Genomic DNA, 13625 nt, shown 5'->3' with positions numbered 1-13625 from the left:
AAGCTGAGTGGCATGACCGAGCGCAGGATCCTGCTGGTGCGGCACGCCAAGGCCGACCGGCCGGCCGGCGTGGGTGATGTGGACCGGCCGCTCACACCCCGGGGTCATGCCGACGCGGGCGCGATCGGTGCCTGGCTCGCCCACCGCGACTACCGGCCCGACCTGGTGATCTGCTCGCCGTCGAAGCGCACCCGGCAGACCTGGCACGGGATCGCCCTGGGCATGGCCGACGCGGCCGGCGACAACCCGCCGTCTCCCGAGGTCGACTATCGCGCGGAGGTCTACGACGGCGACGCCGCCGACCTGATCGACCTGATCCAGGGCGTCGACGACGCGGTCGGCACGGTGATGCTCATCGGGCACAACCCGTCGATCTCGCTGGCTTCCGAGTTGCTCGACCCGAAGAAGGGCACCGAGCTGCGCACCAGCGGCGTCGCCGCGCACCGCTACGAGGGCGCCTGGGACGAATGCGGCCGCGGCGACGCGCCACTGCTGGAGACCCACACCGCCCGCGGCTGATCGCTAGCGGTGCCGGCAGCGGTGCCGCAGCGCCGCCGGCGTGTGCCGCCACAGCTTGCGCTTGACGACCACCCGGCCGTGGCCTGCCCGCGGGCGGGGCTCGCGGACCTTGGCCCGCTCCGGCTGCCGTTCGCGGGTGGGGCGCGCGGCGACCGCCCGGTGGGGTTTGGTCCGGCCGTCGCGTTGCGGGCGCGCCTGCGGGCGCCGTGGCTTGTCCGCCGGGGTCGACAGGGTGGCCACCGGCGGCGGCACCGGCGGCTCGGCCAGGCTGGGGAGGATCGGGATGACCACGACCGGGCCCGGCGAGGGTGGCGGGATGAACGGGGTGGTGTCGGGTTGCTGGTCGACCGCCAGCGCGTCGCCGACCGAACCGGCGCCGGGGCCGATCGCGGCCAGGATCGGCAGCGACGAGGTCACCGCCAGGGCCAGCACGATGAGCGCGTAACGCCTGGTCGGGCCGTTGAGCCCGGAGGCGCGATGTCGGCCGCCCGGTGGCGGCCAAAGGGTCTCGTCCGGCACGGCCGAACTCCTCGTCTGCAGATGAACGCGACGACGCGGCGGGGGAGGCCCGGCAGACCGTCAACCGGGGGGAATCGGTCCTATTCGGTCATCGCGTCCGGCGACCAGAGTCGCGCAGTTACGCTCGGTTTGCCAGCTATCTACTGCGTGTCTATGTGCCAACTTTCACCATGCTGGACCAGGCGAGGTCGATCATGGAGAGTGTCAACCAACCTGTGGTACCGCCGGTGGCAATGCGAGGATGGAGTCGACGGCAACGTGGCCGGGGCCTCGAGCACATCCTTGCGGAGGGCGCGGAACGCGATGTCGGCTCCCAACCGCGCGGCGGCCCCACCGGGTCCGGCGCGGTGAGATAAGGCCGGTCGGCGCTGCTGGCGGGCGACGAAGCTGCGCGGCCGGGACACCCCCGGCACCGCACCACAGACAGGGAGACACGGATGGCCAAGGGAGGCTCGCCCCCCGACGGGGAGCTTGTCCAATTGCTCACTCCGGAAGGTGAGCGGATCGAGTCGGTGACCGGCTCTGACGGCACGGTCTACCGTGTCGACTTCACCGACGAGGAATACCGCGGGCTCTACCGCGACCTCGTGATCGTCCGAAAGCTCGACGCCGAGGCCACGGCCCTCCAGCGCCAGGGCGAGTTGGGCATCTGGGCCAGCCTGCTCGGCCAGGAGGCCGCCCAGGTCGGCTCCGGCCGCGCGCTGAAGCCGCAGGACATGGCGTTCCCGACCTACCGCGAGCACGGCGTTCTCTATTGCCGGGGCATCGACCCGATCATGCCGCTGGGCCTGTTCCGCGGCGTCGACCAGGGCGGCTGGGACCCGAACGAGTTCAAATTCAACATGTACACGATCGTCATCGGGGCGCAGACCCTCCACGCGACCGGGTACGCCATGGGCGTGACCATGGACGGCAAGACCGGCACCGACGACGGTGAGGCGGTTATCGCCTACTTCGGCGACGGCGCGACGAGCCAGGGTGACGTCAACGAGGCGTTCATCTGGGCCGGCGTGTTCAACGCCCCGCTGGTCTTCTTCTGCCAGAACAACCAGTACGCGATCTCCGAGCCCCTCGAGCGCCAGACCCGCATCCCCCTCTACCGCCGCGCGGCCGGTTTCGGCTTCCCCGGCATTCGGGTCGACGGCAACGACGTGCTCGCGAGCTACGCGGTGACCCGGGCCGCGCTCGACCACGCCCGGCTCGGTCAGGGCCCGACGATGATCGAGGCCTACACCTACCGGATGGGTGCGCACACCACCTCCGACGACCCGACCCGCTACCGCATCGCCAGCGAGGTCGAGGCCTGGCAGGCCAAGGACCCGATTCTGCGGGTACGCGCATTCCTGGAAAAGCAGCAGATCGCCGACACCGCGTTCTTCGCCGAGGTCGACGAGCAGGCCAAGCGCGAGGCCGTGCACCTGCGCGAGCGGGTGCTGGCCATGCCGGACCCGGAGCCGGTGACGATCTTCGACCACGTCTACCCGCACGGTTCGCCGCTGGTCGACGAGCAGCGCGAGCGGTTCACTCGCTACCAGGCGTCGTTTGAGGGGAGCGCACACTGATGGCCGAGAAACTGACCATGGGCAAGGCGCTCAACACCGGCCTGCGCCGGTCGCTCGAACGCGACCCGAAGGTCATCATCATGGGCGAAGACGTCGGCAAGCTCGGCGGCGTCTTCCGGATCACCGACGGCCTGCAGAAAGACTTCGGCGACGATCGGGTGATCGACACGCCGCTGGCCGAGTCGGGCATCATCGGCACCGCGATCGGGCTCGCCATTCGCGGCTACCGCCCCGTCTGCGAGATCCAGTTCGACGGCTTCGTCTATCCCGCGTACGACCAGATCGTCTCGCAGGTCGCGAAGATGCACTACCGCTCGCAGGGCAAGGTGCGGGTGCCGATCGTCATCCGCATCCCGTTCGGCGGCGGCATCGGCGCGGTCGAGCACCACTCGGAATCGCCCGAGGCCTACTTCGCGCACACCGCCGGCCTCAAGGTGGTCTCCTGCTCGTCGCCGGAAGACGCCTACTTCATGATCCAGCAGTCGATCGAGTCCGACGACCCGATCGTCTTCCTGGAGCCGAAGCGGCGCTACTGGGAGAAGGGCGAGGTCGACCTCGATCTCGACCTGTCCGCGGCGCATCCGCTGCACGCGTCCCGCACGGTGCGGGCCGGCAGCGACGTGACCGTCCTGGCGTACGGGCCGATGGTGCGCACCGCCCTCGACGCCGCGAGCGCGGCCGAGGAAGACGGGCGGTCGCTCGAGGTGATCGACCTGCGTACCCTGTCGCCGCTCGATCTTGGCTCGGTCTACGAGTCGGTCCGGCGGACCGGCCGCTGCGTGGTCGTGCACGAGGCGCCCAGCAACATCGGCATCGGTGCCGAACTCGCGGCCCGGATCACCGAGGAGTGCTTCTACTCCCTGGAGTCCCCGGTGCTCCGGGTGACCGGCTTCGACACGCCCTACCCCGCGGCTAGGGTCGAAGAGGAATTCCTGCCCGATCTCGACCGGGTGCTCGACGCTGTCGACCGCTCGTTCGGTTGGTGACCGCGATGTCGCGAATAAAGACGTTCAACCTGCCCGACCTCGGTGAGGGGCTGACCGAGGGCGAGATCCTCAAGTGGCTCGTCCAGGTGGGCGACGAGATCGAGCTCAACCAACCGCTGGTCGAGGTCGAGACGGCCAAGGCGGCCGTCGAGATCCCGGCGAAGTGGGCCGGCAAGGTCGTCGAGATCCACCACCCCGAGGGCACCACCGTCGAGGTGGGCAGCCCGATCGTCGCGATCGACACCGACCCGTCCGCGTCCGACGCGCCCACACCGTCGGCGGCCTCGCTGGCCGCGGTCGAGGTGGCGCCGGCCGAGGGTGCGGTCGAGCCCGGTCTGATCGGTGGCCCGGCGCCTGGCGGGCGTACGGCCGTTCTGGTCGGCTACGGGCCGAAGACGGCTGCGGCCAAGCGGCGGCCCCGGCGTACGGACGGCTCCGCGCCCGCGGCTTCTGCCGCACCGGCTTCTGGTGCGCCGGCTTCTGGTGCGCCGGCTTCTGGTGCGCCGGCTTCTGGTGCGCCGGCTTCCGTTCCGGCGCAGCCGGTCGAGGTCGAGCCGCCCGCCCCGGTCACGCAGGTCGACGTTCCGGCGGACGCTCCCGGCGCCGGACGCGGCGACCAGGTCGCGCTGGCCAAGCCGCCGGTGCGCAAGCTGGCCAAGGACCTCGGCGTCGACCTGCGCAGCCTGGTCGGCTCCGGTCCGCTCGGCTCGATCACCCGCGACGACGTGCTCGCGGCCCAGAACGGCGGCTCGGCCGCTGTCGCGGCGGCGCCCGCGGTCGCGGCCGGCGCCCGCGAGCAGCGCGTACCGGTCAAGGGCGTGCGCAAGCTGACCGCGGAGAACATGGTGGCGTCGGCGTTCACCGCGCCGCACGTCACGGTGTTCCTGACCGTCGACATGACCCGCTCGATGCAGGTCATCGACCGGTTGCGCGCCCAGCCGGAGTGGCGCGAGGTGCGCATCTCGCCGCTGCTGCTGGTGGCGAAGGCGATCCTGCTGGCCGTCAAGCGGCACCCGATGGTCAACTCGACCTGGGCCGGCGACGAGATCATCGTCAAGGACTACGTCAACCTGGGCATCGCGGCGGCCACCGAGCGGGGGCTGATCGTCCCCAACATCAAGGACGCCGGCCGGCTGTCGCTGCGTGAACTGGCCGACGCGATGACGGCGCTGGTGCAGACCGCGAAGACCGGCAAGACGCCACCGGCCGAGATGACCGGCGGCACGCTGACCATCACCAACGTCGGTGTTTTCGGTGTCGACGCCGGCACGCCGATCCTGCCTCCGGGTGAGTCGGCGATCGTCGCGTTCGGTGCCGTGCGGGAAACGCCGTGGGTGCACGAGGGCGAGATCAAGATTCGTCAGGTCACCCAGCTCGCGATGTCGTTCGACCACCGGATCATCGACGGCGAGTTGGGCGCGAAGTTCCTGCGCGACGTGGGTGCGTTCCTCAACGATCCAGAGGCGACACTGCTCGCTTGGAGCTGATTTTTCGCTTTTGTGGGAGCCGGCGTGGCCTTCGGGCCACGCCGGCTCTTTCGTTTCTTCTTCTGTCCACCGTGGTGCTGACCTAAGTTTGTTCGGCTGGTGGTACGGCTCACCTAATAATCGATGGCAACCGACGTCTGGCTCCGGCATAATAGGTATCGACGCCGGTTGGGGGCGACCGGCGCAGAAGAGGAGCGACACCATGAGCACCATGATCGACCGCTACCGCACGCACCGTGACCGCTTGCGCCGGGCCCGTGCCCTCGAGCGCGCGCTCAGCCAGACCAACTCGTCGGCCGTGCGCGCCGAGATCATCGCGATCGCGCAGCGCCAGCAGTACTGATTACGCGCCGTAGATAAGGCCCGCCCGGCTTGTGCCGGGCGGGCCTTTCGTATTGGTGCGGTTACTGGATTCGCTGGTCACAGCACCGGGATTCCTACCTGTCGCACCGCCCGGTACGGTTGGTCCGGCTGCCCGGCGTCGGCATGACGTCCGGGCCGCTGTTCCGCGATGGAGGAGGCGCAGATGACGTCCGAGGGTTCGCAGCACCCCGGCTACGAGCCGGACGAAGCTGCCTCGGACGCTGGCGGGCCCCGCTACGACGAGGCTGACCCCCGGCGTCAGACGGCCGAGGAGCCGTGGGCCCCGGCCGGCTACGACCCACCACAGCGGACCGACCAGTGGAGCCCGCCCGGCGCCGCACAGCCGCCATGGGGCGCGGCCCGCCCGGGCGAGGGTTTCGGCGGTCCCCGCAGTGAGGCGCACGGGCCGATCAACGGCCACCGCCCGGGAGCACACGACGAGCAGCCGCCGGCGCCCTACACGCCCGCGCCGGCACCGATACCGCAGGCGCCCGAGCCGGCCCCGCTGCCGCCGCAGCAGACCCGCGTCCCCGGCGCGTCCTTCGGTGCCTTCCCGCCCACCGAGCCGCCGGCCGACAGCTACGGCGCGATCGACTACCACGGTCGCACCGAATACCCCCCGAGCGTCCCGCAGCCGCGGTCGTCGAGTGACAGCGCCGCGTCCGGCCGGGTCTCGATCCCGCAGCCGACCGACCAGCCGCCCGCGGAGGGGCCGTCGTTCGGCGGCGGGTACTCCGGCCCGAGTGGCTGGACGCCGCCGCCGTCGAGTGGCGGTTCCAGCGACGACTCGGGCGGCTTCGCCGGCTTCGCGCCGGCGGCTTCCGGCTTCGGCGGCGCGGCCCCGGCCGCTCCGCCCGTGCCGCCCCAGGGCGCCACGCCGACCAGCGGCGCGCCGCACAGCGGCTCGGCCCAGGTGGGCTCCGCGCGGGTCGGCGGCCCGATGGGCTCGGCCTCGGTGCCGATGGGCGCCGTCCGGATCGACCCGGCCCAGTTCGGCGCCGCCGAAGCGCCGGCCAACCGGTTCGGCGACGCCGACGACGAACGCTCCGGTCACGCCTCCGTGCCCAGCCAGGGCGGTGCCAACCAGACGTCCGGCCCGCCGAGCGGTTCGGCGCCGGCCGGCCGCGCGGTCAGCGCCAGCGCGTCCGTGCCGACCGCGAGCCGGGTCCAGCCGACCACCGACCAGCCGTTGCCGCCGCCCGCGGCCGCGCCGCCGCAGCCCCGCGTCTACGGGCGTGCGGTGAGCGCGCCCGCCGAGGCTGACGGCGGCGACCAGCCCGAAGGCTTCGGGGTCGGCCGCGGCCCGTCCGCGTTCCCCGGCCCGCCCGCAGCCGACAACGGCAGCTTCCCCGGCTTCGGCGAAGCACCCTCCCCCGGCGCGCCCCGCGGCGACGAGGGTGGCTTCGGCGGCCCACCGCGTGGTTTCCCAGGCTCGCCGGCCCGTTCCGACGAGGGCGGCTTCGGCGGCCCACCGCGCGGCTTCCCGGGCTCACCGGCGCGGTCCGACGGCTTCCCCGGCGCGGCTCCGGAGGGCGGCTTCGGCGGCCCGCAAGGCCTCGCCGGTTCACAGTCGCGCGGCGACGATCGTGGCTTCGGCGGCCCGCCGCGTGGGCCGTCGCGCACTGAAGACGGTCCTCAGCAGCCCGGCTTCCCGGCCGGCGCTCCCGAGGGTGGCTTCGGCGGCGCACATGGCTTCCCCGGCTCGCCGGCCCGCGGCGCCGACCAGGGCGGCTTCGGCGGCCCGCCGCCGGGCTTCCCGGGCGCTCCCGGCCGCGGCGACGAGGGTGGCTTCGGCGGGCCGCCGCCGGGTTCGCCGACCGCGCCAGCCCGCGGTGACGAGGGTGGCTTCGGTCAGCCCGGCTTCGGTGGTCCGCCGCCGGGCGCTCCCGGTCGCGGCGACGAGGGTGGCTTCGGCCAGCCCGGCTTCGGTAGTCCGCCGCCCGGGTCGCCGAGTGCGCCGGGTCGCGGCGACGAGGGCGGTTTCGGCCAGCCCGGCTTCGGTGGTCCGCCGCCAGGCGCTCCCGGTCGCGGCGACGAGCGCGGCTTCGGCCAGCAGCCGGGCTTCCCGGGTCCGGGTCGTGGTGACGAGAGTGGCTTCGGCCAGCCCGGCTTCCCAGGCGGTCCGGGTCGCGGTGACCAGGGCGGCTTCGGGCAGCCGGGTGGTCCGGGTCGTGGCGACGAGGGTGGCTTTAGCGGCCAGACAGGCTTCCCCGGTGGTCCCGCTCGCGGTGACCAGGGCGGCGTAGGGCAGCCGGGTGGTCCGGGTCGTGGCGACGAGGGTGGCTTCGGGCAGCAGCCTGGCTTCCCCGGTGGTCCGGGTCGTGGTGACGAGGGTGGCTTCGGCGGCCCGCCGTCGAGTGCGCCCGGTCGCGGTGAGCACGGTGGCTTCGGGCAGCAGCCCGGTGGCTTCGGGCAGGGGCCTGACCAGCAGGGTGCGCCGACCGCGTTCGGCGCGCCGATCGAGGTGCCGCCGGCGCCGCCCGGTCCGCCGGGTAGCTACCGGTCAAGCGCGCGGGTCTCGCCGCCCGACGTGGGCAACCGGCCCGGCTCCGAGGGGCTCGAGGGTCCCCAGGGGATCCGCCCGCCGGGTGGCTACGCCGGCAGCGTCAGCGTGCCGCAGGGTCCGGGTGGGCCGGGTGCCGGTCCGCAGGGCCGGATCAGCGGTCCGCTCAACTCCGGCCGCCCGCTGGGTCCGCTCAACCGGGCCGGCAGCCCGGGTGGGCCGCCGACCGCCACCTGGTCCGCGGCACCGGCCGACGACCAGGGTCGGTTCGAGGCGTTCCGGCCGGAGGCCGAGCCGGCCACACCGAGCGACGACAAGCCGGACCCGCCGGCCAAGGAGCGCAACGGCCGGGTCCTGGCGATGGTGTTGGGTGCGGCGATCCTGCTGCTGGTCATCCCGCTGGCGGTGGTCTACCTCATCACCCGTTCCAGCGGCGACGGCTTCAACCCGGCGGTCGGCGACTGCGTCCGCCAGTCGGGCAACACCGCCGTCGCGGCGACCTGCACCGAACCCAACGCGTTCCAGGTGGTCTCCCGGGTCGACGACGCGGCCAAGTGCCCCGACAAGGGCCAGCCGGTGGTCGAGGTGTCCGGCGGCCGCAACGACAACGTGCTCTGCCTGAGCCCTAAGGCGGCGGCCCCGCCGTCCGGCGGCGCGGGCGACAGCCCGTCGGCCGAGCCGACCAACTGACAGAAAGAGCCGGGCGCCCCACGGGCGCCCGGCTCTGTCAGAAGCTCAGTCGCCCAGGCGGTCGCGGTTTTCGGCGAGCCAGGCGTCCAGGGCGGCCGGGTCGTTGAGGTCGACGCCCTCGGCGATGAGCTGGGCCACCGCGGCGGTGGCCGGGCTGCGCCGCTCGCCGGTCGTGTAGAGCCGCACGAACTCCGGCACCGTGTCTTCCACCGCCTGGTCGGTCGCGGCCACCGCTTCCGCCGGCAGGCCGCGTACCCGCGACGCGTAAGCGGCCCAGGCGCGCACCACCCGGGGCAGCAGCGCGGCGTCGTCCATGTCGAGCACCGCACGCCGGTGCACCCAGTCGAGCATGAACAGCTCGACCACGATCGGGCTCCAGCGCATCGGGTCGGCGTCGGGCAGGCTGGCCGCGTGGTCGAGGACCAGGCTCAGGCAGAAGTGCAGCGATCCGAGGTCGGCCTCGGGCACCCGGTCGAGCTCGAAGCGGGCCGCCTCCGGCGCCGACAGGAACGTGCGGATCAGCGTCGTACGCTCGTCGTCGCCGAGCGGCTCGGGCAGGTCTGGCACCACGCCCAGGGCGGGTGCGGGCAGGAGCGCGAGGCGGGCGCCGACCAGCGCGCGGTCGGTCGCCAGCGAACCCTCGCCGGGCAGGTCGCCGAGTTCGTCGGTGATCCGCAGGTGCTTGGCCACCTCGCCGCGCAGGGTGCGCGGGTCTTCCTCGCGGAACCAGGTCAGGCCGTCGGCCGCGCACATCCGCCGGACCTGGCCGAGGATCCGTTCGGCCGGCCCGCCGACGAACACGTCCTTGGTGATGCCGATGTTGTGGTCGACCAGGGCCACCACGGCGTGCTCGGGCCCGCCCTCGGCGTCGTCCTCGTAGGCGAAGGTGGCCAGGTATGACGTCTGGTCCCCGTACACGTCGCCATAGGCATAGGTGCCGGTCGGGCGCACCCGCCCGAGCTGGCCGGACCACGACGGCGCCTGGGCGCCGGGCTTGACCGCGGCGGCGCCGGGCGCGTCGGGGACGAGGGAGGCGAAAACGGACCGGATGGTGGTCGCCGCCGCGGCCCGCCGCCGGGACGTGGCGGTGAGGAAACCTTCGACGAAGGTACGTACGGCGCCGGCCCGGTCTTCTTCGGCGATCGCGTAGACGCTGCCGAGCAGCGCGGTGCCGAGCATCTCGGCGTCGAGCGCGCAGTCGAGCTTGTCGACGTCACGCGCGGCCTTCAACACGGCCTCATAGGGAGTCTGTGGCGTCGCCATGTAGTGACCCTACGCTGGTCGCCCCGCGCGGGCACGATCCCGGAAGCCGCCCTAACGGGGTGGCCCGGCCGCGCCGTAGGCGTCGCGGGCGGCCGTGTAGTCGCGCAGTACCACCCGCACCGGGGCGATGACCTGCTCGCGGCCGACCTCGGCGACCGAGTCGCGCATCCGGGCCTCGGCCCGCCGCCGGGCGCGCCGCGCACCCCAATGGATGAACGGCTTCACCAGCAGGGCCAGCAGGATGCCGGCGACCAGGCCTCCCAGCAGCCCCAGCGTCGGCAGCGGCACCTCGCCCACCATCGGATAGTCGAACCGGGGCAGCCCGAGCGCCCGCACGATGTAGCCGGCCACCAGCCAGACCAGCCCGGCCACGGCGACCAGGGTGACCAGCCATTGCAACAGCCCGACAAAGCGCCACCAGGTCCGCTTGCGCTCGACGCCCAGTTCGGTGCCGGCCACCGCCTTGTCGAGCGCGTCGGGAAGGTCGCTGAGCCGGGATCGGGCGGCGTCGCTGACCGCCACCCGCCACTGCTCGGGTAGGTCGCCGCCGGCGTTGTCGGTGACGCTGCGCAGGGCGATGCCGAGCGAGGCGCGCTGCGCGGCGCTCGGGTCGGGCAGCGAGGTCAACGCCGGCGTCGGCGGGTCGGTGGCCGGGGTGAGCTCGGTGCCCACCATCGGCGGGGTGTGCAGGTGGAGCCGGCGCAACGGGTCGGGCCGCAGCTTGCGCCAGCCCTTGACCAGCGGCCAGCCGGTCGCCGAACCGGCCCGGTGCCGGTAGGCCCGCTCGGTCGCGTCGGCCACCGCCGGCACCCCCGCGACGCCGGCCAGCGCGTTGGCCAGGTCGCGCGTGGTCGTCTTGTCGACGTCGGCCGGCGCCGCTGGCCCGACCAGGTCGTCGATCCCGGCCAGGGCCCTGTCGACGTCGCTGTTGAGCCGCCGCAACGCCGCCTGGCGCTCGGCGACCGTGCGTTCGAGCAGCCGGCGCAGGTCGACCATGGCCGCATCTTGCACCGCGGCCGTCGCCAGCACCGGCACACCACCGATGCCGTCTTCGTCGAGCAGCCGGCGCAGGTCGTCGAGCACCTTGGGCAGGTCGGCGCTGGAGAGCCGGTCGGCCTGGTTGAGCACCACCACGGTGACGTCCTTGTGCCGGTGGAACTCGCGCAGGTAGGCGTCGTGCACCACCCGGTCGGCGTATTTCTGTGGGTCGACGATCCAGACGATCAGGTCGACCAGGCCGAGCAGCCGGTCGACCTCGACCCGGTGTGCCGACTCGACCGAGTCGAGGTCGGGCAGGTCGAGCAGGACCAGGCCGCGCAGGGCGGCCTCGTCGTCACCGTCGAGCGGGCTCTCCCGGGCGAACCGGTTGCGCGGCAGCACGCCGACCCAGTCGAGCAGCCGGCCCGCGTCGTCGGCGTGACCCCAGACGCAGGCGAACGCCTGGCCGGTGGTCGGGCGCCGGACGCCGACCGGCGAGAGGTTCATGTGTGCCAGCGCGTTGAACAGGCTGGACTTGCCGCTGCCGGTGGCGCCGGCGAGGGCGACGAGGGTGTGGTCGCGGGACAGCGACAGCCGGCCGGCGGCCCGCTCGACCAGGGTGTGTGCCGGGACCAACCGGTCGGACGGCAGGTGGCCGTCGGCGGCGTCGAGGAACCGCTGCACCGCGTCGAGGCGGCCGATCAGCAGGTCGGGGTCGACGCGGCGGTTGCCACGCAGGCTCTCCCGGACCCGGCCGAGGAACTGGGTCACCGCTGCGCCCCCGCATCGCGATCGGGCAGCGCCAGCCGGATGCCCCCGGTGAGCGCGGCCGCCGAGCGGGCCCGCTCGACCTCGGCCGCCGCCGCGCGAAGCTCGCTGCCGGGATCGGCGTCGACGCCGACCGCCTCGATCCGCTTGAAGTAGCGGGCCGCCTCGTCGGCGAGCAGCCCGTCGACCCGGTCGAGCAGGTCTTGCCGGGCCTTGGCGGCGAGCCGGCGGATGGCCTGGTCGCCGAAGATCGCTTCGAGGACCTTCTGCGCGGCGAGCGTGGTGCCGGCGGCCGTGCCGATCTCGAGGCCGGTCGGGATGAAGGCGGTCGAGGCGAACACTGCGATCATCACGGCGAGGCCGGTCGCGTTGACCGCGTAGGCGGCGGTGCGGGCCACGAAGCGCTTGTCGCTGCCCTCCTGCCGGACCAGCTCGAGCACGCCGCGCTGCCAGTCGCGGACCAGCCGGTCGGCCCGGTCGGGCAGGTCGGGGGTCGGCCGGGCGAGCGCGGGCTCCAGCAGTGCGGCGCCGGCCGGGTGGGCCTGCCAGCCGGTGTAGGCGTTCTCCGCGGCGTCGGCCGCGACGCCGCGCAGCAGCGTGGTGAGCTGTGACTCGATCGCCGACTTGAGCTGGTTGCCGGGCTGCGGTCGGCCGGTGACGGCGGCGGTGATCCGGTCGCGCAGCCGGCCGATCCGGGCCTCGAGGCCGCGGAAGAAGTCGCCGGTGCCGACGAACTCGTGCCAGCGTGACAGCACCTCGCCGCGGAGCAGCCGGCCGTCTTTGAGGCTGCGCTCGACCGTCTCCGAGGCGCCGCGGTAGGCCGCGCGTACCCGCTCACGCAAGGCCCGGGCCGCCGCGGCCTGCTCGTCGGCCGCGGCCGCGAGCCCGTCGGCGGCCGGCCCGAGCGCGGCGACCGCGCCGTTGAGCGTCTGCCGGACCACCGCGGTGCGGGCGCTGGCGTCGCTGGCCAGCCGGTCGAACCAGGTGCGCAGCTCGGCGGTGTCGCGCGGCGGCAGCAGGCCCTGGCCGTCGACGTCGGTCTCTGGAAGCACGAACAGCGGGGCCTCGGCGAGCTCGTTGGCGGCCAGCATCTCGGCCAGGTGCGCATGCACCTCGACCGCGGCCTCCTCGGGCACCCGGTCGAGCACCAGGGCGATCACCGTGCCGCGGAGTTGGGCGGTGCGCAGCAGGTCCCAGGGCACCGCGTCGGCGTAGCGGGAGGCGGTGGTGACGAACAGCCAGAGGTCGGCGGCGGCGAGCAGTTGCGCGGCCAGCGCCCGGTTCTGGTCGACGACCGAGTCGATGTCGGGCGCGTCGAGGAAGGCCAGGCCCGGGGTGAGGGCGGGTGCCGCCACGAGCTGGAGGGTGTGTGGGTCATCGCTGGGCTGGCTGGTGCGGGTCAGGCCGGGCAGCAGGTCGCCCTGGCGGAACCACTGGCTGTCGGCGGGGTTGCAGACCAGCACCGGCGCCCGGGTGGTCGGGCGGAGCACGCCGGGCGCGCTCACCCGGGCCTGGACGAGGCTGTTGACGAGCGTCGACTTGCCGGCGCCGGTGGAACCGCCGACGACCACCAGCAGGGGCGCGTCGAGCCGGCCGAGCCGGGGCAGCAGATAGTCGTCGAGTTGGGCGATCAGGGCGGCGCCGACCTTGCGCGCCTCGGCCGCGGAGGTGAGGGACAGGGGGTAGTCGGCCGCCGAGATCGCCGCCCGTAGTCGGCCCAGCGCGGTGGGCAGTCCCTCCGGGACCACCGCCGCTACCTGCGTCGTCACGGGTAAAGCGTGCCCGATCTATGCGGCCTGGACAACAGGAACGCGGAGGTAGAAGTTGCGCTTACCACACTCAACCCAGTTTGACGCGTGGCATGATCGTGGCATCATTGAGTCCGATTCACTCAACTTGACGTAAGGAAGTAAGCCATGGCACGTGCGGTCGGCATCGACCTCGGCACGACGAACTCGGTCGTCAGCGTCCTCGAAGGCGGTGAGCC

Annotated in this window: 10 protein-coding genes; 6 read left to right on the top strand and 4 right to left on the bottom strand. The window is 73.4% G+C overall.

Annotated elements, in window-relative coordinates; all coding sequences use genetic code 11:
• The first annotated feature begins 12 nt into the window (after nucleotides 1-12).
• On the top strand, nucleotides 13-519 hold the full coding sequence (locus AB0J74_RS37410) for a histidine phosphatase family protein (protein ID WP_363457555.1): 507 nt from the start codon (nucleotides 13-15) through the stop codon (nucleotides 517-519).
• Nucleotides 520-522: 3 nt separating this feature from the next.
• On the opposite strand, the gene AB0J74_RS37405 is transcribed toward AB0J74_RS37410, so the two are convergent.
• On the bottom strand, nucleotides 523-1038 hold the full coding sequence (locus AB0J74_RS37405; protein WP_363457552.1) for a hypothetical protein: 516 nt from the start codon (nucleotides 1036-1038) through the stop codon (nucleotides 523-525).
• 437 nt (nucleotides 1039-1475) lie between these two features.
• Here AB0J74_RS37405 and pdhA point away from each other — a divergent pair, with 437 nt between their 5' ends.
• The 5 genes from pdhA to AB0J74_RS37380 all read left to right on the top strand — a co-directional run bounded on the left by pdhA (nucleotide 1476) and on the right by AB0J74_RS37380 (nucleotide 8629).
• Complete coding sequence (pdhA, locus tag AB0J74_RS37400) at nucleotides 1476-2600, top strand: pyruvate dehydrogenase (acetyl-transferring) E1 component subunit alpha (protein ID WP_363457549.1); 1125 nt, start codon at nucleotides 1476-1478, stop codon at nucleotides 2598-2600.
• On the top strand, nucleotides 2597-3586 hold the full coding sequence (locus tag AB0J74_RS37395; RefSeq protein WP_363457642.1) for an alpha-ketoacid dehydrogenase subunit beta: 990 nt from the start codon (nucleotides 2597-2599) through the stop codon (nucleotides 3584-3586). The genes pdhA and AB0J74_RS37395 overlap by 4 nt, the downstream gene beginning before the upstream one ends.
• Nucleotides 3587-3591: 5 nt before the next feature.
• A complete protein-coding gene (locus AB0J74_RS37390) occupies nucleotides 3592-5073 on the top strand; it encodes a dihydrolipoamide acetyltransferase family protein (RefSeq protein ID WP_363457546.1) in 1482 nt (493 codons plus the stop codon).
• 202 nt (nucleotides 5074-5275) lie between these two features.
• Complete coding sequence (locus AB0J74_RS37385; RefSeq protein ID WP_363457543.1) at nucleotides 5276-5416, top strand: hypothetical protein; 141 nt, start codon at nucleotides 5276-5278, stop codon at nucleotides 5414-5416.
• Nucleotides 5417-5599: 183 nt separating this feature from the next.
• Nucleotides 5600-8629, top strand: a complete 3030-nt coding sequence (locus AB0J74_RS37380; protein WP_363457541.1) for a hypothetical protein — start codon at nucleotides 5600-5602, stop codon at nucleotides 8627-8629.
• 45 nt (nucleotides 8630-8674) lie between these two features.
• Here AB0J74_RS37380 and AB0J74_RS37375 read toward each other — a convergent pair whose 3' ends face one another.
• The 3 genes from AB0J74_RS37375 to AB0J74_RS37365 are packed head-to-tail and all read right to left on the bottom strand — an operon-like array spanning nucleotide 8675 to nucleotide 13407.
• Nucleotides 8675-9892, bottom strand: coding sequence for a hypothetical protein (locus tag AB0J74_RS37375; RefSeq protein ID WP_363457538.1), 1218 nt, complete (start codon nucleotides 9890-9892; stop codon nucleotides 8675-8677).
• 51 nt (nucleotides 9893-9943) lie between these two features.
• Entirely contained in the window at nucleotides 9944-11641 is a 1698-nt protein-coding gene (locus AB0J74_RS37370; protein ID WP_363457535.1) for a GTPase, read from the bottom strand.
• On the bottom strand, nucleotides 11638-13407 hold the full coding sequence (locus AB0J74_RS37365) for an ABC transporter (RefSeq protein ID WP_363457532.1): 1770 nt from the start codon (nucleotides 13405-13407) through the stop codon (nucleotides 11638-11640). The genes AB0J74_RS37370 and AB0J74_RS37365 overlap by 4 nt, the downstream gene beginning before the upstream one ends.
• Nucleotides 13408-13625 lie beyond the last annotated feature (218 nt).

The sequence above is a fragment of the Asanoa sp. NPDC049573 genome, assembly GCF_040676615.1.
In the GTDB taxonomy this organism is placed as follows: domain Bacteria; phylum Actinomycetota; class Actinomycetes; order Mycobacteriales; family Micromonosporaceae; genus Asanoa.
The sequence above is the reverse complement of the archived record's forward strand: the minus strand, read 5'-3'. Positions and strand labels throughout refer to the sequence as shown.

Coding starts and splice junctions, on each gene's coding strand:
- AB0J74_RS37410 (WP_363457555.1), top strand. CDS start 13: ATGACCGAGCGCAGGATCCTGCTGGTGCGGCACGCCAAGGCCGACCGG.
- AB0J74_RS37385 (WP_363457543.1), top strand. CDS start 5,276: ATGAGCACCATGATCGACCGCTACCGCACGCACCGTGACCGCTTGCGC.
- AB0J74_RS37390 (WP_363457546.1), top strand. CDS start 3,592: ATGTCGCGAATAAAGACGTTCAACCTGCCCGACCTCGGTGAGGGGCTG.
- pdhA (WP_363457549.1), top strand. CDS start 1,476: ATGGCCAAGGGAGGCTCGCCCCCCGACGGGGAGCTTGTCCAATTGCTC.
- AB0J74_RS37380 (WP_363457541.1), top strand. CDS start 5,600: ATGACGTCCGAGGGTTCGCAGCACCCCGGCTACGAGCCGGACGAAGCT.
- AB0J74_RS37375 (WP_363457538.1), bottom strand. CDS start 9,892: ATGGCGACGCCACAGACTCCCTATGAGGCCGTGTTGAAGGCCGCGCGT.